The following is a 19,443-nucleotide window of genomic DNA, read 5'->3' as shown; positions in this document are numbered from 1 at the left end:
CTGGCCGGTCCGCTGATCTGCCCGGATGTGACCCTCTGGGACAATGGTCGGCGGTGATATGACATGCAGACGACCGAACGCGAGACATCGCTGAACCCCCACGCCTCGCCGCAGGCGATGGTGGACCTCGGCGCGATCGACCACAACGTCCGCCTGCTGCGTGAACATGCCGGTGACGCCCGGGTGATGGCCGTGGTCAAGGCCGACGGATACGGGCACGGCGCCGTCGAGGTGGGCCGGGCCGCGCTGGCCGCCGGGGCCGCTGAACTCGGGGTGGTGACCATCGCCGAGGCCGTGGCGCTGCGGAACGGTGGGATCACCGCTCCGGTGCTGTGCTGGCTGCACCCGCCCGGCACCGATTTCACCCCCGCCCTCGACAACGACGTGCAGGTCGCGGTGTCCTCGGTGCGCCAGGTCGACGATGTGGTGGCCGCCGCACGTCAGACCGGCCGCACCGCGACCGTGACGGTGAAGGTCGATACCGGGCTGAGCCGTAACGGGGTCAGCCCCGCCGATTTCCCCGATGTCATCGCCGCGCTGGCACGTGCGCAAGCCGACGGGGCGCTGCGGGCGCGGGGCATCATGAGTCACCTGGCGCACGGTGACGACCCCGACAATCCGTTCAACGACCTGCAGGGCAAGCGCCTCACCGCGATGCGGGAGCAGGCTGCCGCCCTGGGCGTGGAGTTCGAGCTGGCCCACCTGTCCAATTCCCCTGCGGCCATGACCCGTCCGGATCTGGCGTTCGACATGGTGCGGCCCGGCATCGCGGTGTACGGCCTGAGCCCCATCCCGGAGCGCGGCGACATGGGGCTGCGGCCCGCCATGACATTGAAATGTCCGGTCGCGCTGGTCCGTTCGGTGCACGCCGGCGACGGGGTGTCCTACGGTCACCGCTGGATCGCCGAGCGGGACACCACGCTGGCGCTGCTGCCGGTTGGGTACGCCGACGGCATCTTCCGTTCGCTGAGCGGGCGGATCGAAGTACTGATCAACGGCCGGCGCTGCCCGGCCGTCGGACGGATCTGCATGGACCAGTTCGTCGTCGATCTCGGTCCGGGCGCCACCGATGTCCACGAAGGTGACGACGCGATCCTGTTCGGCCCCGGTACCCAGGGCGAAGAGACCGCCCAGGACTGGGCCGAGCTGCTCGGCACCATCAACTATGAGGTGGCGACCAGCCCACGCGGCCGGATCGTCCGTACGTATCTGCAGGCGGGTCGCGGGCGTTGAGTCGCAATGCTCAGTGGTTGGCCGGCGCGGCCGGGCTGACGGCTGTGGGCACGGTGGCGGGCCGGTCGGTGGCGCGGTCGCTGACCCGGCGCAGAGCCGGCGAAGACCCCTACCTGGGTGAGGATTTCGAACGCCTCGATGCCGACCGCAGCTCCGTGGTGACGACAGACGACGGAGTGCCGTTGGCGGTACGCGAAGTCGGCCCCAACGACGCGCCGCTGACCGTGGTGTTCGCGCACGGTTTCTGTCTGCGCATGGGCGCCTTCTACTTTCAGCGCACCCGACTGGCCGAACAGTGGGGTCCGCAGGTGCGGATGGTGTTCTACGACCAGCGGGGCCACGGCCAGTCGGGGACCGCACCTCCGGACACCTACACCGTCGAGCAACTCGGGCGCGACCTGGAAGCCGTTCTGTCCGTGACGGTTCCGCGTGGCCCCGCGGTGCTCGTCGGCCACTCGATGGGCGGAATGACGGTGCTCTCGCATGCGCGCCAGTTCCCGCATCGCTATCCGAAGCAGATCGTGGGCGCGGCGGTGATCTCGTCGGCGGTCGAAGGCGTGACCCGCTCACCGCTGGGGGAGATCCTGCGTAACCCGGCGCTGGAGGCGGTACGGTTCGTGGCGCGGTATGCCCCTGGCGCGGTGCACCACACTCGTGGCGCGGCCCGGTCGGTGATCGGACCGGTACTGCGCGCGGCGTCCTACGGCGACGAAGCGGTCAGCCCTAGTGTCGTCCGGTTCTCCCAACGGATGATGCACGGCACCTCGATCACCACGCTGGTCGAATTCCTGCATGCCCTGGAGGTCCACGACGAGGCCGGTGCCCTTCGGGTGCTGGCGAAAGTGCCGACACTGATCGCCTGTGGTGACCGTGACCTGCTCACGCCAATGGAATACTCAAAGGCCATGGCCGCACAGCTACCCCGCTCCGAACTCGTGATCGTCGGGGGAGCGGGTCATCTGGTCCAGCTGGAGGAGCCCGTGGTGATCGACGACGCACTGGTCCGTCTGGTGGAGCGGGCCACCCCGTCCAGACTGGTCACCCTCAGCCGTCGGGTCCGCGACCGGGTGCGGTTCCGTGGCTGAGCGCAGCGCCGGCACAGCGCAACTGGCCACCACCGAGGACACCATCGCCTTGGGCGCGCGGCTCGGCGCCGGGTTGAAGGCCGGCGACGTGGTGGTGCTGTCCGGTCCGCTGGGGGCGGGCAAGACCGTGATGGCCAAGGGCATCGCGGCGGCCATGGATGTCGATGGGCCGGTGGTTTCCCCGACGTTCGTGCTGGCCCGGGTGCACCCCGCCCGGCAGGCCGGCCGGCCGGCGATGGTGCATGTGGACATGTACCGGTTGCTCGATCACCCCGGTGTCGACCTGCTGGGGGAGCTCGACGCGCTCGACCTCGACACCGACCTGGACGACGCCGTGGTGGTCGTCGAGTGGGGTGAGGGCCTGGCCGAACGTCTTTCCGATCATCACCTGGACATCCGGATCGAGCGGGACACCGAAACCGAGACGCGCACGGTGATCTGGCAGTGGAGCGCCCCATGAATGTGCTGACCGTCGACACCGCGACCCCGGCCGTCAGCGCCGGCGTGGTCGGCCGGACCGAGGACGGCACGGTGCAGACCCTCGCCGAGCGGGTGACCGTCGACGCCCGGGCCCACGCCGAACAGCTCACGCCGAATGTGCTCGGCGCCATCGCCGATGCCGGGATCACCGTCGCAGATCTTGACGCGGTCGTCGTCGGGTGCGGTCCCGGCCCGTTCACCGGCCTGCGGGTGGGGATGGCCAGTGCCGCGGCGTTCGGGCATGCGCTGGGCGTTCCGGTGCACGGGGTGTGCAGCCTGGACGGCATCGGAATCCACACCGAGGGCGACGTGCTGGTGGTCACCGACGCCCGGCGACGCGAGGTGTACTGGGCGCACTACCGCGACGGGGTTCGGGTCGATGGTCCTGCCGTCAACGCTCCCGCCGATGTGGCCTCGGTACTGCAGACCTCGGTCGCCGCCGTGGCCGGTTCACCCGATCACGCCGCACTGTTCGACCTGCCACGGCTGGACGTGGTGTATCCGACGCCTGCGGGCTTGGTGCTCGCCGTCACCGATTGGGGCGACCCGCAGCCGTTGGTCCCGCTATATCTGCGCCGGCCCGACGCCAAACCCTCTGCGGCGGTGCGGAAATGACCGTGTTCGACGCGCTGACGCGGGCCGACGCCACGCGGTGCGCGGAGCTGGAAGCCAAGCTGTTCGCCGGCGACGATCCATGGCCGGCCCGGGCGTTCCTGGCCGAACTCGACGCCAAGCACAACCGCTACATCGCGGCCCGCGACGACGGGGTGCTGGTCGGCTATGCCGGCATCTCCCGGCTGGGCCGAATGCGCCCCTATGAGTACGAGATTCACACCATCGGCGTCGATCCTGACTTTCAGGGGCAGGGGATCGGGCGCCGGCTGCTCGACGACCTGCTCGAGTACGCCTCGGGCGGAACGGTTTTCCTGGAAGTCCGCACCGACAACGAACCGGCCATCGCGCTGTACGAGAGCGTCGGATTCGTCAACATAGGCCTGCGCAAGCGGTACTACCGCGCCAGCGGGGCCGATGCCTACACCATGCAACGCCTTCCCCAAGGGGACCCGTCGTGATCATCCTGGCCATCGAAAGTTCTTGTGACGAAACCGGAGTCGGCATCGCCGACCTCGCCGACGACGGCACGGTACGGCTGCTGGCCGACGAAGTCGCCTCCAGCGTCGACGAGCACGCCCGCTACGGCGGCGTCGTCCCCGAGATCGCGTCGCGCGCGCACCTGGAGGCGCTCGGGCCGACCATGCGCCGGGCCCTGGATGCGGCCGGCATCGAGCGGCCCGACGTCGTCGCCGCGACCATCGGGCCGGGGCTGGCCGGAGCGCTGCTGGTCGGCGTGGCCGCCGCCAAGGCGTACGCGGCCGGCTGGAACGTCCCGTTCTACGGCGTCAATCACCTGGGCGGGCACCTGGCCGCCGATGTGTACGACCACGGGCCGCTGCCCGAGAGCGTGGGCCTGCTGGTCTCCGGCGGGCACACCCACCTGCTGCATGTCAGGTCGCTGGGGGAGCCGATCATCGAGCTCGGCAGCACCGTCGACGACGCCGCCGGGGAGGCCTACGACAAGGTGGCCCGGCTGCTGGGGCTGGGCTATCCGGGTGGGCGGGTGCTCGACGAGCTGGCTCGCACCGGTGACCGCGACGCCATCGTCTTCCCCCGGGGCATGACCGGCCCGCGCGACGACCCGTACGTGTTCAGTTTCTCGGGGCTCAAGACCGCGGTGGCCCGCTACGTGGAAGCACACCCGGAGGCGTCGCAGGCTGACGTCGCGGCAGGCTTCCAGGAGGCCGTCGCCGATGTGCTGACCGCCAAGGCCGTGCGCGCGGCAACCGATCTCGAGGTGTCCACGCTGCTGATCGCCGGTGGGGTGGCGGCCAATTCGCGGCTGCGGGAACTTGCCGAGGAGCGTTGCGCGGCGGCCGGCCTGACACTGCGGGTGCCGCGGCCGCGGCTGTGCACCGACAACGGCGCCATGATCGCCTCGTTCGCCGCACACCTGATCGCGGCAGGCGCGACGCCGTCGCCGCTGGATGCGGCCAGTGATCCGGGTCTGCCGGTGGTGAAGGGACAGGTGGCGTGACCGCAATGGCCGACAAGCTCGAGGTCACCGAGCTGCTGTACCGCTACGCCGAGCTGATCGACGCCGGCGACTTCGACGGGGTCGGCAAGCTGCTGGGCCGTGCGACGTTCGGCGGGCCCGCATCGGGCAGCGTCGCCGGGGAGCAGGCCATCGCCAAGTTGTTCGCACACACCACCCGCCGGTTTCGGGAGCACGGCAATCGCACGCTGACCCGCCACCTGGTGCTCAACCCGATCGTCGAGCTGGACGGTGATCGGGCCGAGGCTCGCTCGACGTTCTGTGTCGTCCAGAAGACCGAGACGGTTCCGCTGCAGCCCATCGTGGTCGGGCGCTACGCCGACATGTTCGCCCGTGACGAACACGGTTGGTATTTCACCGAGCGCAAGGTCGACGTCGAGATGGTGGGCGACGTTTCGGCGCATCTGAACGTCGACCCTCGACAGTACGACCGCTAGTCAGCGCGCTTCGTTGATGTGGTGAACCCGGACGCTGACCTCCAGTTGGAAACGGTCGGCGGGGTTCTTCAGTGACAGCCCGGTGAGTTCCTCGATGAGTTTGATCCGGTACAGCAGCGAGTGCCGGTTCAGGAACAATGCCCGCGCCGCCGCACTGGTGTTGGTGGCCTCGTCGAGAAGGATCTCCAGCGTGTGCACGAGTTGTCCACGCCGGGTCTTGTCGTAGTCGATGAGTGGCTGCAGCGTTTGCAGGATGGTTGCCATGCTGCGCGGGTGCTGACGGAGCACCTCGGCGAACTGCATAGGACCGACCGGGCCCTCGGGAAGTGCCTGCGAGACCGGTGCGGCGACGGTGACCGCATGGCCATGTGCGGGTGCCAGCAGCGCCCAGGTCACGAGCTCCTCGGGGAGCTTGCTTAGTCGCTGTGCGGAATCGACCAAGCCCGATACCGTGGCTTCTGTTGGGGCCGAAGAGAAGTGGCTCATCACCAGGTCGTCGGTGACCGAGGAGGTGACCGTCAGACCGGCGGCGAGCGCCAATTCGTGTAGCGCTTTGGCGAAACTGTGGGCGGCGTCGCCCCAGTGGGGATCGTCATGCAAGCGGCGCCCGATGACCATCTGGACCCGGGTGTCCGGTGGAGACGGACTGACCAGCGGCAGGATGGTCTTCTGGACGTCGGCGAAGGCAATCTCCCAGGGCAGCAGCACAAATGGGCATGCATGCTGGTCGGCGAGGGGGATCAGCAGCTCCAGGAGATCGTGGGCGTCCACATCGGGTGGTGGGCTGAGAATGATGCCCGCGGCCGGTGAGGCCACCAGGGAGACCAGGAATTCACGGACCCCCGGCTGGTGGATGTCGGCGCCGGTGGTGAGTACCAGGTCACCGGGTCGGACGAAGTCCTCGGCGGGTGCGTGGATGATGTCCACCCACCCGACCTCGCGGGCCAGCCCGCGGTGCCCGGCGACCACCGAACCCTGGTCCAGGGGTGGAATCGTCAAGACCGCCGCTACGTTCAGCGACGAGTCCTCGGACATGCCGCTTCCCTTCTGATCAACTGCTCGGCGGTGCGTCGAAGCCGACGGTATCAGCGACCAGTCACGTCGGTGGCCACCTGCCCGGCAGGTGGCCACCGACGCCGGGGCTTGTTCAGCCGACCGACGATATGGAGGCCAGCTCCCCGGAAGATCGTCGGCTCAGCAGCATGCCGGTTGCGAAGAACACCAGCGGCATCACACCGAAGATCGCCGCCAGGGTGGGTGTGCCACCGACCACCAGGGTCAGGTTGGACACCACCAGCACCAGCGCCGCCGCCAGGGCGAGCGTCGCGAACGAGGCAAGCACCACCTTGCCGGTCGAGTTGCCACGCCGGACGAAGAAGATCACCACCGAGATCGTGGTCAGCAGCCACAGGAGCGCCAGGGCCAGGATGCCGAGGCCACCGCCAGGTCCGAAGATCTGCAACACGGGGTCCAGCTGCAGTGCTGCGCAGATACCCATGACGACGAACGAGGCCACGGTGATGACCAGCGAGGCGTTCGACGGTGAGCCATGACGCTCATGCACCTTGCCGATCTTCTTCGAGAACACGCCGCTCTGTCCGAGCACGAACGCGTACCGCGACGCGATGTTGTGGAACGCGAGGGCACACGCGAAGACACTGACAGACCACAGGATGGTGTTCAGATCGCGTCCCACCATGCCGAGGTACTTGCCCGCGGTGTTCACCATGAAGTTGTCGGGATCGTCGGTGGCCAGCTGGATGGCGTCGTGCCCGCCGTTGCCCTCGACCAGCGCCCAGCTGGTGAAGGCATAGAAGACCGCGACGATGCCCACCGCCCAGTAGGTGGCCCGGGGCACCGTGCGATCGGGGTCCTTGGCCTCGTCGCGGAAGACCGCGGTCGCCTCGACACCGACGAATCCCCACAGGGCGTACAGCAGGGCGATGCCGAATCCGCCGGCGATACCCTGCGGGGTGAACGAGTCGCCGGTGAGGCCGTGCTCACCACCGCGGACCACGATCACCAGATCCACCACCATGAGGATCGCGACCTCGGACACCAGGAAGACACCGAGCACCTTGGCGCTGAGATCGATGTCGCGGTAGCCGAGCCAGGCGACGGCCGCCAGCACCAGGCCGGTCAACAACCACCATGGAAGATCAGGTCCACCGAACCGGGTGATCAGCTCGTTGAGGATGACGCCGTCGTAGGCAGCCACGGCGATCAGGGTCGCCATGTAGGCCGGGAGCGCGAGCACGGCCGCACCGGTTCCGGCCGCCCGGCCGAGCGACTCGCGGATGTAGGCGTAGAAGGCACCGGCGTCGGTGACGTACTTCGACATCGCGACGAAGCTGGCCGCGAAGAGGCCGAAGATGACCCCGGCGACGATGAAGGCGACCGGGATGCCGGTGGTGTTGCCCAATGCCATCGCGATCGGCACATTGCCGCCGATGGTCGACAGCGGCGCCGAGGCCGCCACCACCATCAGCACGATCGCGGGCACGCCGAGGTGTCCGCGCAATTTCGGCGGACGGCCGTCCGATGACGTATCAGGTGCGGGCTTTTGGCCCGCGTTGACAACCTCGGTCATTGGGTCGATTCCTCCTAACTGCCGGCCGCAGTTGGCGGCCAGGTGAAGTCCGGGGCAAGTTTGCGAGAATCACAGGCCGCTGCGCCACTGCAGTCGATCACTTTCCAACACCTTGTTGTAAGCCAGTTCACATTGGCTGCGCCGGAGTCACACACATTGTTGGAAGGTGCCGGGCGGACGTTGTTTCCGGCGCTGCGTTCAGTCGATGCTTGGCCGGTCACGCGACAGAGAGGTACGACGACCGCCATGAACGACAGCAGCGAAACCGAGCAGGATCACCGGCTGGGGCGCATCCGACTGCTGGATGAGCAGCGCGTCAACCTGGACGGCTTCGCCCAGGCCGACCCCGAGCTGGGCATGATCTCGCATCTGTCGCCCCACGATCCGGAACCGTCCTGGAAGGCGGCCGACGACGGCACCGTGCTGGAGATGGACTCGAAGGCGGCCACCGACTTCGACACCATCGACGAGTTCATCGTCCGCTACGCCGTCGACCCTGAGCAGGCACCGCGATCGATGGCGATGAGTGACGTCGAGCTGGCCCGGATGATCGTCGACTCGGGTGTGCCGCGCGAGGAGGTGCTGCGCGTCTGCGGTGGACTGACCCCGGCCAAGATGGCCAGGGTGGTGGCGCTGCTGCAGCCCGTCGAGATACAGATGGCGATGATGAAGATGCGGGCCCGCCGCACTCCCGCCAACCAGGCCCACGTCACCAACCGCCTCGACGACCCGTTGCTCATCGCGGCCGACGCCGCCACCGCCGTCGTCTACGGCTTCCGGGAACTGGAGGCCACCGTCCCGGTGCTCGACGACGCCCCGGCGGTCGCGGTGGGCCTGCTGATCGGTTCCCAGGTACCCGCGCCCGGGGCGCTGACACAGTGTTCGGTCGAGGAGGCGCGAGAGCTGGAACTCGGGGTGCGCGGCCTGGTGTCCTACGCCGAGACGGTTTCGGTGTACGGCACCGAGCAGGTCTTCACCGACGGTGACGACACCCCGTGGTCGAAAGCGTTTCTCACTTCGTCCTACGCCTCCCGCGGTATCAAGATGCGGCTGTCCAGCGGGGCGGGATCGGAGGTGCTGATGGGCCAGGCCGAACGCAAGTCGATGAACTACCTGGAGTCCCGCTGCGTCGCCCTGGCCAAAGGCATCGGCGCACAGGGGGTTCAGAACGGCGGTATCGACGGCGCCTCGATCACCGCGTCGGTGCCGGGTGGTGTCCGCGAACTCATCGCCGAGAACCTCATGGTCATGCTGCGCGGGCTCGAATCCTGCAGCGGCAACGACTCGCTGGTGTCCGAGTCGACGATGCGGCGAACCAGCCGGACGCTACCGGTGCTGTTGTCGGGATCGGATTTCATCTTCTCCGGATTCGGCTCGGTGGTGGCCTACGACAACATGTTCGGCCCGTCCAACTTCAATGCCGCCGACCTCGACGACTATCTGGTGATGCAGCGCGACTGGGGTGTCGACGGCGGGCTGCGGTCGGTGGATCCGACCACCCTGGAGGCCATGCGCCGCCAGGCCGCCGAAGCCACCCGGGCGGTATTCGAATATCTCGGGCTCGCTGATTTCGATGATGACCATGTGGAAGCCGTTGTCGGCGCTGCGGGTTCCAAGGATCTGCCCGCCACCGACGGGGTGAAGGTACTCAGTGCTGCCCGGATGATCGAGCAATCGGGTCTGACGGTGCTCGATATCGTCGCCGCGCTCGCGGAGACGGGTTTCACCGACATCGCCGAGCGGGTTCTGGACATGGCCAAGGCCCGCGTCACCGGCGACTATCTGCAGACCGCGGCGATCTTCGACGAACAGATGAATGTGCTTTCGGCGCTACAGGATCCGAACGACTACCGCGGTCCCGGCACCGGGTACCGGCCGACGGCGGAGCGCCAGGCCCAGATCGACGCGGTGCGCCAGGCGCGGTCGGTGACCGACCTGGTCAAGGAGCAGGCGACCTTCGCCCATCCGGACCGGCTGATCGTGCGGGGGCCCGCGAGCGTCGGAGACGATCCCCGCGAGGTGGTCATCGGGGTGTCTCCGGCATTCGGCGTCAAGCTGTTTCGCACCCTGTCGGGGATGAGTGTCTACGACGCGCTGGAGCAGATCCTGGCCGGGCTGGAAGAGGAGCAGTGTGTGCCACGCCTGGTCCGGATCGCCGACTCGGTGGATCTCGGGGTGATCGGTAAATCCGCGGCCCGGCTGTCCGGATCCGGGATCGGTGTCGGGCTTCAGGCCAAGGGCACCACCCTGATCCACCGCCGAGATCTCCCGCCGTTGGCCAACCTCGAATTGCTCAGTGTCGCACCGCTGATCACCCCGGGGATGTACCGGCTGATCGGCATCAACGCCGGCAGGCACGCCAAGGGCGCGACACCGGCTCCGATGCGCAACGCATACACCGACGAGGCGATCACCGCCCGGTACCACACCAGGGTGGTGTCGATGGTGGCGATCGAGCGGTCCGAATGCGATCGCGAAGACAGCGTGAACATGGAATTGGAGCTCAAGCGATGACGACCACCGCGCACTCGGGCCGCAGCCTCGCCGAGGTGACGGTCGAGGCTGCCCGCAGCGGCGACCTGATTCTCGATGACATCCGGATAAGCCGGGAAACCCTTCTGTCCCAGGCGGATATCGCGGAGCGCTCCGGCTCCGTGCAATTGGCGATGAACCTGCGGCGGGCGGCTGAGATGACCGCACTCAGCTCTGAGGAGATGCTGGCCGCCTATGAGGCGCTGAGGCCGCACCGGTCGAGCTTCGCTGAGTTGGAGGACCTGGCACAGCGGCTCGCAGACCGGGATGCACCCGCCTGTGCGGCGCTCGTCCGGGAGGCGGCGACGGCCTACCAGCGGCGCGGCCTGCTGCGGTGACCGTCTGGGCCGGTGTCGACATCGGCAATTCCACCACCGAGGTGGTGCTCTGCCGGATGGACGGCGAACTCACGGTGCTGGCCAGCGCCCGCACCCCGACCCGTGGTGGCAAGGGATCGCCCCGCGCGGTGCAGGGTGCCGCGCAGTTGGTGCGGCGCCTGGCCGAGGCGCATGGGCTGGTGGTCGACCGGGCAGCGTTCGCCCCGACCCCGCCCGTCCAGTCGACCGTCGAACAGGTCCGACTGGAGACCAGGCGGACGGGAAGGCTGACGATTGTCACCCGGTCGGCGGCCACCACCGCGGGCGATGCGGTCGGGGTGGGGCAGCCGGTTCCGGTCGAGTGCCTCGGTGACGTCGAGCCCGGCCGTCCGGTCATCGCCTGCGCGACGGCGCAGTGGGATTACCGTGAGGTAGCGCTGCGAGTGAATGCCGCTGTAGCCCAAGGCTGCAACGTCACCGCGGTACTGACGGCCAACGATGAGGCGGTGCTGGTGTCGAACCGGCTGAGCACCGCTCTGCCGGTCGTCGACGACGTCGACGTGATGGCGCTACTGCCGGCGTCCCGCGTCGCAGCCGAAGTGCGCCAGGGCATCGCGCCCCTGCAAAGCCTCACCGATCCCTTCTGGCTCGCCGATGTGTTCGGCCTGAGCGAGGCCGAACGCGCGGATGCGCGCGTGATCGCCGATCAGCTCTTCGACAGTGCCTGCGCGGTGGTCAGCCTCGGCGATTCCGAGCCGGCGGTTTCCCCGCCCGTCGTGCGGCCCGAGCGAGGCGGTGCCCATGTGGTTCATCTCGCCGATATCGCGGCGCGGGCCAATTCGCGTCGCGGATCGGTCGCTGTGGACAGTCTGGTGATGGCGAGCATGGGCGGCGAGCAGAGACCGCCGGCCGGGGCCGACGAGTTGGCCGGCGCGCTGGGCGTGCCGGTGACGCCCGTCGACTCGGAGGCCGCAGCGGCCCGCGTCGGCGCTCTCACCACTCCCGGGGTCACCCCCGGGGTTGTGGTCGTGGATGTCGGCGGCGGCACCGTCGACGTCGTGTCCGACGGATCCCGCGTCGTGTTGCCGGGTGCGGGACAGCTGCTGACCGCGGCGACGGCCTCCGCCCTGGACATCTCCCGAAGCGCGGCCGAATACGCCAAACGGGCGGAGGCGGTCACGGCCGTCACCGTCCAGCTGATCGAGGACGAACACGGCCGGCGGCAGTTCCTGGACACGCCGCTCAGCGGCCGGTGCAGCGGATGGCTGCTGACGGCGGCCCCCACTGGTTGGCTGCCCTTCACGGCGCGGCTGTCGGGCGCCGAGTGGCGCAGTTGGCGCCTGGCCGCCAAACGCCAGGTGATCGGCGGCAACGTGATGCGGGGTATCGAGCAGGTGGCCCCCGGAGTGGCCGGAGTGCTGCTCGTCGGAGGCGGCGCCAGCGACGACGAACTGGTCCGAGCGGTCAGCGAGCAGCTCGGCCACGACGTGAGTGTGGGCCGGGGAAACGTGGCCGGTCAGCTGGGCCATCGGTTCGCGGTGGCCTACGGACTGGTGGCCATGGCCACGCGGATACCGGGCGGTCAGCCGCGGGATGAAGAGCTGGACCGGGTCGACCGGTCAGGCGGCAGCGTGAATGCGCACGACGTGGATGTCGCTGGTGAACACCCGCGCGCCGGTAGGTAGCGGCGGGGCGGTACTTCGATAGGTCCGGCCGGTCGGCGTGGTGAGTTCTGTGGTGTGCCGGCCGTAACCGTCGTAGGTGGTCGCGGTCTGCCACCCGGGGCTTTCCTTTGCGTAATTGCAGCGTTCGCAAAGCCCTTGCCCGTTGACGGAGGTGGTCGCGCCACCGTCGGCGTGCCGGGTGATGTGGTCGATGTGCCGGATGGGGGCGTCGCAATACGGCGTGCGGCACTTTTGGTCACGCATGGCGATCAGCCAGCGCAGCCCCTTGGGGAACGCCCGGGCGGTGGACTCCATGGCGACCAGGTTGCCGGTGGCCGGATCGGCGTAGAGCTTGCGCACCGCGGCCTCGGCCTGGGGGTCCAGCAGCGCCGCCAAGGCCATCTGTCGGGCCACCGCTGCCGGGATGGGGCCGTATCCCTGCAGCACCGCCGGTTCGGAACCCTGGGCCAACAAGCTCTCGTCGGAGACCACCAGGTTGAGCGCGACCGGGACCGCGGCTTCGACCTCACGCCCGGTGACCCGTCGGTAGAAGGCATCGGCCATCAACGGGCCTCGCCCCTGGCATCCACCTCCGGCGGCGATCGAGGCGGCCCCGGCGGCGGCGGCCTCCGCCTGCAGCGCTTGATAGGCCGTAACGCCTTCTGCGGAGGTCAGCAGCGCAGTCACGTACGCCATGCCGTGCGGGGCCGGACGCAGCGTGACAGTGCGATCGCACTGATGGCGGCTGATGCGCGCCATCACCGCGTCGTGGTCGAGCCGAAAAGCCACCCGCCCGGCCTCAGCCTCAACCTTTTTGTCCCCCAGGTCATCCAGCACGGCAGGATCCGCGCACAGTTCGGCGTCCATCGCGTGTCGATCTGCCGGTGACAGGCAGGCGGCCTGGTCCGCGATGATCATTGCCCGGTATTCGGTAAGCACGCCGGACTGCAGAGCCGCGAGCGTGTAAGGCATGTCGTCGACCAGGATCCTGGACATCTTCAGATACTTGGCCCCGTGCCAAGGGGAGGACTTGCGGGCCAGCCCCACCTCGGATGCCAGCCCTTGAGCGCGTCTGGCGGCAGGCACACCCTCAGCGGCCTTACGGGCGAGGCGCTTGGCTTCCAGCATCGCCGTCACTCTGGCCTGTGCCGCGGCAATGCCGGCGGTCGCGCGGGTCATCGCAGCTAGCTGGTCGACCAACGCCGCTTCCGTGGCGTCAAGGTCGATGTTCCAACTAACTTCGAACATGTGTTCGAGTATAGCACCGTCCACTGACTCATACTTTTTGGCAGGCTTTCAGCTCATAGAAGAGTTCGCGGGCGGCGCACAACCCACCCTTGAGTGCTAGCACTCGCATGTATAGAGTGCTAGGTGGCACGCGGCCTACCCCAGCGCCGGCACCCGCGACGACGGAGCGAGGGCTCGGACGCATGCCGAACACCTGGTTAACCCGAGGGCCCCGGAGAACACCGGGACTCGATACCCAAACAAGTGGAGGGCTTCCATCGTGGCAGTCAACATCAAGCCACTCGAGGACAAGATCCTCGTTCAGGCCAACGCGGCCGAGACCACGACCGCTTCCGGTCTGGTCATCCCCGACACCGCCAAGGAAAAGCCGCAGGAAGGCACCGTCGTCGCAGTTGGCCCCGGCCGCTGGGATGAGGACGGCGAGAAGCGGATCCCCCTGGACGTTGCCGAGGGCGACACCGTCATCTACAGCAAGTACGGCGGCACCGAGATCAAGTACAACGGCGAGGAGTACCTGATCCTGTCGGCCCGCGACGTGCTGGCTGTCGTTTCCAAGTAACACACTCGTGCGTCCGCCCCGGAGATCCCCGTGTTCAACGCGGGTGATGTCCGGGGCGGCATGCGTTCTCAAGCAGAAAGACATCTATGAGCAAGCAGATTGAGTTCAACGAGACTGCGCGCCGGGCCATGGAGGCCGGCGTCGACAAGCTCGCCGACGCGGTCAAGGTGACTCTGGGTCCGCGCGGTCGGAACGTGGTGCTGGCCAAGGCTTTCGGTGGACCGCAGGTCACCAATGACGGTGTGACCATCGCGCGCGAGATCGACCTGGAAGACCCGTTCGAGAACCTCGGCGCCCAGCTGGTGAAGTCGGTGGCCACCAAGACCAACGACGTCGCAGGCGACGGCACCACCACCGCCACCGTGTTGGCACAGGCCCTGGTCAAGGCCGGCCTGCGCAACGTGGCCGCCGGTGCCAACCCGATCGCGCTGGGCCTGGGTATCGGCAAGGCCGCCGACGCGGTGTCCGAGGCCCTGCTGGCCGCCGCCACCCCGGTGTCGGACAAGACCGCCATCGCCCAGGTCGCCACGGTCTCCTCGCGCGACGAGCAGATCGGTGAGCTGGTCGGCGAGGCCATGACCAAGGTCGGTCACGACGGTGTGGTCACCATCGAGGAATCCTCGACGCTCAACACCGAGCTCGAGGTCACCGAGGGCGTCGGCTTCGACAAGGGCTTCATCTCGGCCTACTTCGTCAACGACTTCGACACCCAGGAAGCGGTGCTCGAGGATGCCGTGGTGCTGCTGCACCGCGACAAGATCAGCTCGCTGCCCGACCTGCTGCCGCTGCTGGAGAAGGTCGCCGAGAGCGGCAAGCCGCTGCTGATCATCGCCGAGGACGTCGAGGGCGAGGCCCTGTCCACGCTGGTCGTCAACGCCATCCGCAAGACGCTCAAGGCCGTCGCCGTCAAGGCGCCGTTCTTCGGCGATCGTCGCAAGGCGTTCCTGGACGATCTCGCCATCGTCACCGGCGGCCAGGTCGTCAACCCCGACGTGGGCCTGGTCCTGCGCGAGGCCGGCCTGGACGTGCTGGGCTCGGCCCGTCGCATCGTGGTCAACAAGGACAGCACTGTGATCGTCGACGGTGGTGGCTCCAAGGACGCGGTCGCCGACCGGGTCAAGCAACTCAAGGCCGAGATCGAGACCACCGACTCCGACTGGGATCGCGAGAAGCTGCAGGAGCGGCTGGCCAAGCTGTCCGGCGGCGTCGCGGTTATCAAGGTCGGCGCGGCCACCGAGACCGACCTGAAGAAGCGCAAGGAAGCGGTTGAGGACGCCGTCGCGGCGGCCAAGGCTGCCGTCGAGGAGGGCATCGTCACCGGTGGTGGCGCCGCACTCGTGCAGGCCGGCTCGGCCCTGGACAAGCTGCGCGGTGAGGTCAAGGGCGATGAGGCCCTCGGTGTCGAGGTGTTCGCCTCCGCACTGTCGGCCCCGCTGTACTGGATCGCCACCAACGCCGGCCTGGACGGCTCGGTCGTGGTGAACAAGGTCAGCGAGCAGGGCAACGGCCAGGGCTTCAACGCCGCCACCCTGTCCTACGGTGACCTGGTCGCCGAGGGCATCGTGGACCCGGCCAAGGTGACCCGCTCTGCGGTGCTCAACGCCGCATCCGTGGCGCGCATGATCCTGACGACCGAGACGGCCGTCGTGGACAAGCCCGCCGAGGAAGATGAGCACGCCGGTCACCACCACGGCCACGCTCACTAGGTAGTTCCGTAGAACACCCCCGGTCCTCTTGGGCCGGGGGTGTTTTCGTCTGAGTTGGCGCACCGACGAAATGACGATCTACGCGCAGCCTCGATGAGTTTCTGAGCCATGCTCGGTCGGTACGGCTATGACTGACGAAACCATGAGCGCCACGTGCGCCGTCAACGCGCCGGCCGAAACCGTGTTCGCGGTGCTGGCCGACCCGAGGACCCATCAGGCAATCGACGGCACCGGCTGGGTGCGGGAGTCGCTCGACGGCAAGCAGCTGACCGCGGCCGGCCAGGTCTTCCGGATGGCGATGTACCACGACAACTACGGCGGCATGCACTACGAGATGGCCAACCGGGTGGAGGTCTTCGAGCCTCCTCGCGCGATCGCGTGGTTGCCGGGCCAGGGCGATGACGACGCCGATCTCGACTTCGGCGGCTGGGTCTGGCGCTACGACCTGGAGCCGCTGGAGGACGACCGGACGAACGTCACCCTGACGTATGACTGGTCGGCGGTGCCGCAGGCGATCCGCGACAACATCGCGTTCCCGCCGTTCGACCGGCAGCATCTGGACAACTCGCTCAAGTACCTGGCCGGGCTGGCCCAGGAGCGGACGTAGCCGACGGTTGAATCGACACCAGCCGGAACGTGTCCGGCCGCGCGTCGTCGAACACGAACCGGACGACGAGGACCTCAGGCGGAAACTTGGTGGCCAGGTCATTGAGGGTCCTGGGGAGGAACACTCTGGCCTTGGCGTTGCCGTACCAATTGGGGTTGGCCGGCGAGGTGTCGAGGTTGCCGACCTGATCGATCTCGTTGTCCCACTGCCGGACCGGGTCCGGTGATGAGTTTCCGAACCCCGTCGATTTCAGGTACGCGTCTTGCGGCCCCGACAGCGTGAGCGGGTCCGTGCCACCAACCGGTGTCCCGGTGATCGTCCCGTCGACAGCATCAGCCGTGACCGACGTCAGTCGCGCAGTACAGACCTCATCGACGACGTTGGGCGGCACGCAGAACCCGGGCAGCGGGCTCGCGTGGGCCGTGGCCACGTTCAGCGCGGCCGATACGACGAGCCCGGCCATGGCGGCACCGATACCGGATATCGTGCCGCGGCAATTGTTCGGCATCGGCGCAGCCCTCCTTCAGACGTGACGGCCCACTGAACTGTGTTTCGGTCTGCTCGCCGCCGGGGTTACAGGCCGTCAGCTCTCGATCGGCGAGTACCAGTCGGCGTTGGTCAGCAGCACCCGCGTTCCCAGGTCGCGGTTCCACTCCGGCTCGATGCCGTGGCGTCGCACGACGGGGAAGACGACGTCGTCGAGCATCCGCGCCACGTCGCGAAAGTACAGGTCCTCCTTCGCCTCATCGCTGAGCCGGTTGTACGCGTCCTCGTCGAAGTTCTCGGGCTCGAACGCTCCATAACCGATGTACGTGCTGCCGTCCTCGACCAGACGATCGGTGTCCTGGCTGTGGAAGTAGACGAAGCCACTCCAGTGGCGGCTGTCGTCGCGTTCATCGCCGATCTCGGCTGAGGCACAGGTTCCGCAGCAGGAGAAGTCGGCGCGGGCGATCACGCCGTTGGCATTGAGTTCGTCGAATGCCGCCAGCGTCCGCGACCGGTAATCACCGATTTCGGCCTGCTGGCGCAGCCTGGCTTCACGCAGGGCGGTGAAGGCAGCCGTGAGCTGGTCTTCGGTGAGCTCGTAGTCCTCGGCGTAGATCTCGAGGAACTCTTCGGCGTCGTCGTTGCCGGTGACCAGCATGCCCCAGATCTCGGATGTGAGGGTGGCGCGGTCCTCGTCGTCCAACGGGAGGTCTGGGAGTGTGGCGTAGGTGGGGATCGCGTTCGGGTTCGACGGTGCGCTCACGGCGCTGGCCTCCAGGTGTGCTGTCGTTACCGGGCGATCACCCGGCGGTGGCGATCGTAGCCACCGGCGGTGACGATCTCATCGGTTGCCGGACTGCCGGCGCGACACGCCCTGCTACGTGCCGGTTTTTGATCCCAGGTGGCTGACAATGCGGACATGACGGAACCGCGGGAGTCGCCGCGCGGGGTCTCGCGTCAGACGTTCCTGCGGGGCGCCGTCGGGGCGTTGGCCGCCGGAGCGGTATTCGGATCGACCCGGGCGAGTGCGGATCCCAGGGCCTCGTCGGGCTGGGGCGATCTCGCCGCCGCCATCAAGGGCCAGGTGATCCTGCCGGACAGCGGTGGGCAATTCGCCTCGGCCAAAGCGGTTTTCAACACCAACTTCAACGGTCTTGCGCCGGCGGCGGTCGTCACCCCGAGTTCGGCGGTGGACGTGCAGCGGGCGATGGCCTTCGCTGCTGCCCACAACCTCAAGGTGGCGCCCCGCGGCGGTGGGCATTCCTACGTGGGCGCGTCGACCGCGAACGGCACGATGGTCCTGGACCTGCGGCAGCTGCCGGGCGACATCAACTACGACGCCGCCACCGGGCAGGTCACCGTCACCCCGGCGACCGGTCTGTTTGCGATCCACCAGGTTCTGGCCGGAGCCGGCCGCGGCATCCCGACTGGAACCTGCCCGACGGTCGGGGCGGCCGGACATGCCCTGGGCGGCGGGTTGGGTGCCCAATCGCGGCATGCTGGTCTGATGAGCGATCAGTTGGTGTCGGCGACGGTGGTGCTGCCGGGCGGCGGGGCGGTCACCGCGTCGGCCAACGAAAATCCAGATCTGTTCTGGGCGTTGCGCGGTGGCGGCGGTGGCAACTTCGGGGTGACGACCGCGCTGACCTTCGCGACCTTCCCCACCAGCGACGTGGACGCTGTGAACGTTCATTTCCCGCTGCAGTCTTTCGCCCAGGTTCTCCTCGGCTGGCAGAACTGGTTGCGCACTGCCGACCGCAGCAGCTGGGCACTGGCCGACACTGTCACCGACCCGGGCGGCGGTGCGCACTGTCGCATCCTGGCCACCTGTCCGGCCGGCTCCGGTGATGCTGTGGCGGCTGCCGTGTCCAAAGCGGTAGGGCTGCAACCGATGGGAGTGGAAAACCAGACGTTCAACTACTTGGACCTGGTGAAGTACCTGGCCGTGAACAACCTCAATCCGTCGCCGCTCGGCTATGTCGGTGGTTCCGATGTGTTCCAGTCGATCACTCCGGCTGCCGCCCAGGGGATCGCCGCCGCGTTCAACGCATTTCCTGCTGGGGCCGGTCGGCCGTTGGTGATCATGCATGCCCTCGACGGCGCGCTCGCCACCGTGGGACCAGGGGATTCCGCGTTCCCATGGCGGCGGCAGTCGGCGTTGGTGCAGTGGTATGTGGAGACCGCCGGTTCGCCGGCGGCAGCGGCCAACTGGCTCAACACCGCTCACCGAGCTGTGGCACCGTATTCGGTAGGCGGCTACGTGAACTATCTCGAGGCGAACCAGCCTGCCTCGCGGTACTTCGGTGCCAACATCTCTCGGCTGGCCGCCACTCGGCAGAAATATGACCCGGCCCGGATCATGTTCTCGGGCTTGAACTTTTGATGGAGG

General features: G+C 68.0%; 19 protein-coding genes. 14 read left to right on the top strand and 5 right to left on the bottom strand.

Annotated elements, in window-relative coordinates; translation table 11 throughout:
* Positions 1 to 63: 63 nt before the first annotated feature.
* Genes alr through BN2156_RS13965 form a run of 7 tightly spaced genes read left to right on the top strand, consistent with a single transcriptional unit; the run spans position 64 to position 5,345 of the window.
* On the top strand, positions 64 to 1,233 hold the full coding sequence (gene alr, locus BN2156_RS13995) for an alanine racemase (RefSeq protein ID WP_090514743.1): 1,170 nt from the start codon (positions 64 to 66) through the stop codon (positions 1,231 to 1,233).
* Entirely contained in the window at positions 1,230 to 2,318 is a 1,089-nt protein-coding gene (locus BN2156_RS13990; RefSeq protein ID WP_090514740.1) for an alpha/beta fold hydrolase, read from the top strand. The genes alr and BN2156_RS13990 overlap by 4 nt, the downstream gene beginning before the upstream one ends.
* On the top strand, positions 2,311 to 2,778 hold the full coding sequence (gene tsaE, locus BN2156_RS13985) for a tRNA (adenosine(37)-N6)-threonylcarbamoyltransferase complex ATPase subunit type 1 TsaE (protein WP_090514737.1): 468 nt from the start codon (positions 2,311 to 2,313) through the stop codon (positions 2,776 to 2,778). Before BN2156_RS13990 ends, tsaE begins: the two co-directional genes overlap by 8 nt.
* Complete coding sequence (gene tsaB / locus BN2156_RS13980; protein WP_090515909.1) at positions 2,775 to 3,413, top strand: tRNA (adenosine(37)-N6)-threonylcarbamoyltransferase complex dimerization subunit type 1 TsaB; 639 nt, start codon at positions 2,775 to 2,777, stop codon at positions 3,411 to 3,413. Before tsaE ends, tsaB begins: the two co-directional genes overlap by 4 nt.
* Positions 3,410 to 3,871, top strand: a complete 462-nt coding sequence (rimI, locus tag BN2156_RS13975; RefSeq protein WP_090514735.1) for a ribosomal protein S18-alanine N-acetyltransferase — start codon at positions 3,410 to 3,412, stop codon at positions 3,869 to 3,871. The genes tsaB and rimI overlap by 4 nt, the downstream gene beginning before the upstream one ends.
* A complete protein-coding gene (tsaD, locus tag BN2156_RS13970; protein ID WP_090514732.1) occupies positions 3,868 to 4,890 on the top strand; it encodes a tRNA (adenosine(37)-N6)-threonylcarbamoyltransferase complex transferase subunit TsaD in 1,023 nt (340 codons plus the stop codon). Before rimI ends, tsaD begins: the two co-directional genes overlap by 4 nt.
* A gap of 5 nt (positions 4,891 to 4,895) precedes the next feature.
* A complete protein-coding gene (locus BN2156_RS13965; RefSeq protein ID WP_090514729.1) occupies positions 4,896 to 5,345 on the top strand; it encodes a nuclear transport factor 2 family protein in 450 nt (149 codons plus the stop codon).
* Here the strand turns inward: BN2156_RS13965 and BN2156_RS13960 are convergent, their stop codons facing one another.
* A complete protein-coding gene (locus BN2156_RS13960) occupies positions 5,346 to 6,380 on the bottom strand; it encodes a PucR family transcriptional regulator ligand-binding domain-containing protein (protein ID WP_090514727.1) in 1,035 nt (344 codons plus the stop codon).
* 112 nt (positions 6,381 to 6,492) lie between these two features.
* On the bottom strand, positions 6,493 to 7,935 hold the full coding sequence (locus tag BN2156_RS13955) for an APC family permease (RefSeq protein ID WP_090514724.1): 1,443 nt from the start codon (positions 7,933 to 7,935) through the stop codon (positions 6,493 to 6,495).
* Between the two features lie 246 nt (positions 7,936 to 8,181).
* Here BN2156_RS13955 and BN2156_RS13950 point away from each other — a divergent pair, with 246 nt between their 5' ends.
* Genes BN2156_RS13950 through BN2156_RS13940 form a run of 3 tightly spaced genes read left to right on the top strand, consistent with a single transcriptional unit; the run spans position 8,182 to position 12,469 of the window.
* Positions 8,182 to 10,449 carry a propanediol/glycerol family dehydratase large subunit gene (locus BN2156_RS13950; protein WP_090514721.1) on the top strand — a complete coding sequence of 756 codons (2,268 nt, stop codon included), beginning with the start codon at positions 8,182 to 8,184 and terminating at the stop codon, positions 10,447 to 10,449.
* Positions 10,446 to 10,805, top strand: a complete 360-nt coding sequence (locus tag BN2156_RS13945; protein ID WP_090514719.1) for a diol dehydratase small subunit — start codon at positions 10,446 to 10,448, stop codon at positions 10,803 to 10,805. Before BN2156_RS13950 ends, BN2156_RS13945 begins: the two co-directional genes overlap by 4 nt.
* On the top strand, positions 10,802 to 12,469 hold the full coding sequence (locus tag BN2156_RS13940) for a diol dehydratase reactivase ATPase-like domain-containing protein (protein WP_090514716.1): 1,668 nt from the start codon (positions 10,802 to 10,804) through the stop codon (positions 12,467 to 12,469). The genes BN2156_RS13945 and BN2156_RS13940 overlap by 4 nt, the downstream gene beginning before the upstream one ends.
* Here the strand turns inward: BN2156_RS13940 and BN2156_RS13935 are convergent.
* A complete protein-coding gene (locus BN2156_RS13935) occupies positions 12,404 to 13,696 on the bottom strand; it encodes an HNH endonuclease signature motif containing protein (protein ID WP_090514713.1) in 1,293 nt (430 codons plus the stop codon). The two genes, BN2156_RS13940 and BN2156_RS13935, sit on opposite strands and share 66 nt — an antisense overlap.
* Positions 13,697 to 13,952: 256 nt before the next feature.
* Here BN2156_RS13935 and groES point away from each other — a divergent pair, with 256 nt between their 5' ends.
* From groES to BN2156_RS13920, 3 genes are all read left to right on the top strand, one after another.
* Positions 13,953 to 14,255, top strand: coding sequence for a co-chaperone GroES (groES, locus tag BN2156_RS13930; RefSeq protein WP_090514711.1), 303 nt, complete (start codon positions 13,953 to 13,955; stop codon positions 14,253 to 14,255).
* Positions 14,256 to 14,341: 86 nt separating this feature from the next.
* The gene (gene groL, locus BN2156_RS13925) at positions 14,342 to 15,961 is read left to right on the top strand and encodes a chaperonin GroEL (RefSeq protein WP_090514708.1); all 1,620 of its coding nucleotides are present in this window, start codon (positions 14,342 to 14,344) and stop codon (positions 15,959 to 15,961) included.
* 127 nt (positions 15,962 to 16,088) lie between these two features.
* Entirely contained in the window at positions 16,089 to 16,568 is a 480-nt protein-coding gene (locus BN2156_RS13920) for an SRPBCC family protein (RefSeq protein ID WP_090514706.1), read from the top strand.
* Here the strand turns inward: BN2156_RS13920 and BN2156_RS13915 are convergent.
* Positions 16,531 to 17,076, bottom strand: coding sequence for a hypothetical protein (locus BN2156_RS13915; RefSeq protein ID WP_235625301.1), 546 nt, complete (start codon positions 17,074 to 17,076; stop codon positions 16,531 to 16,533). The two genes, BN2156_RS13920 and BN2156_RS13915, sit on opposite strands and share 38 nt — an antisense overlap.
* 75 nt (positions 17,077 to 17,151) lie before the next feature.
* A complete protein-coding gene (locus BN2156_RS13910; protein ID WP_235625300.1) occupies positions 17,152 to 17,817 on the bottom strand; it encodes a DUF6891 domain-containing protein in 666 nt (221 codons plus the stop codon).
* A gap of 156 nt (positions 17,818 to 17,973) precedes the next feature.
* Here BN2156_RS13910 and BN2156_RS13905 point away from each other — a divergent pair, with 156 nt between their 5' ends.
* Positions 17,974 to 19,437: an FAD-dependent oxidoreductase gene (locus tag BN2156_RS13905; protein WP_090514700.1), complete on the top strand. Its 1,464-nt coding sequence runs from the start codon at positions 17,974 to 17,976 to the stop codon at positions 19,435 to 19,437.
* Positions 19,438 to 19,443 lie beyond the last annotated feature (6 nt).

It is taken from the genome of Mycolicibacterium neworleansense, assembly GCF_001245615.1.
GTDB lineage: Bacteria > Actinomycetota > Actinomycetes > Mycobacteriales > Mycobacteriaceae > Mycobacterium > Mycobacterium neworleansense.
This window is presented reverse-complemented; position numbering and strand designations above follow the sequence as displayed.

Excerpts from the sequence above, each read along its gene's own strand:
- alr (WP_090514743.1), top strand. The coding sequence starts at position 64 with ATGCAGACGACCGAACGCGAGACATCGCTGAACCCCCACGCCTCGCCG.
- tsaB (WP_090515909.1), top strand. The coding sequence starts at position 2,775 with ATGAATGTGCTGACCGTCGACACCGCGACCCCGGCCGTCAGCGCCGGC.
- rimI (WP_090514735.1), top strand. The coding sequence starts at position 3,410 with ATGACCGTGTTCGACGCGCTGACGCGGGCCGACGCCACGCGGTGCGCG.
- BN2156_RS13965 (WP_090514729.1), top strand. The coding sequence starts at position 4,896 with ATGGCCGACAAGCTCGAGGTCACCGAGCTGCTGTACCGCTACGCCGAG.
- BN2156_RS13960 (WP_090514727.1), bottom strand. The coding sequence starts at position 6,380 with ATGTCCGAGGACTCGTCGCTGAACGTAGCGGCGGTCTTGACGATTCCA.
- BN2156_RS13955 (WP_090514724.1), bottom strand. The coding sequence starts at position 7,935 with ATGACCGAGGTTGTCAACGCGGGCCAAAAGCCCGCACCTGATACGTCA.
- BN2156_RS13950 (WP_090514721.1), top strand. The coding sequence starts at position 8,182 with ATGAACGACAGCAGCGAAACCGAGCAGGATCACCGGCTGGGGCGCATC.
- BN2156_RS13945 (WP_090514719.1), top strand. The coding sequence starts at position 10,446 with ATGACGACCACCGCGCACTCGGGCCGCAGCCTCGCCGAGGTGACGGTC.
- BN2156_RS13935 (WP_090514713.1), bottom strand. The coding sequence starts at position 13,696 with ATGTTCGAAGTTAGTTGGAACATCGACCTTGACGCCACGGAAGCGGCG.
- groL (WP_090514708.1), top strand. The coding sequence starts at position 14,342 with ATGAGCAAGCAGATTGAGTTCAACGAGACTGCGCGCCGGGCCATGGAG.
- BN2156_RS13920 (WP_090514706.1), top strand. The coding sequence starts at position 16,089 with ATGACTGACGAAACCATGAGCGCCACGTGCGCCGTCAACGCGCCGGCC.
- BN2156_RS13915 (WP_235625301.1), bottom strand. The coding sequence starts at position 17,076 with ATGCCGAACAATTGCCGCGGCACGATATCCGGTATCGGTGCCGCCATG.
- BN2156_RS13905 (WP_090514700.1), top strand. The coding sequence starts at position 17,974 with ATGACGGAACCGCGGGAGTCGCCGCGCGGGGTCTCGCGTCAGACGTTC.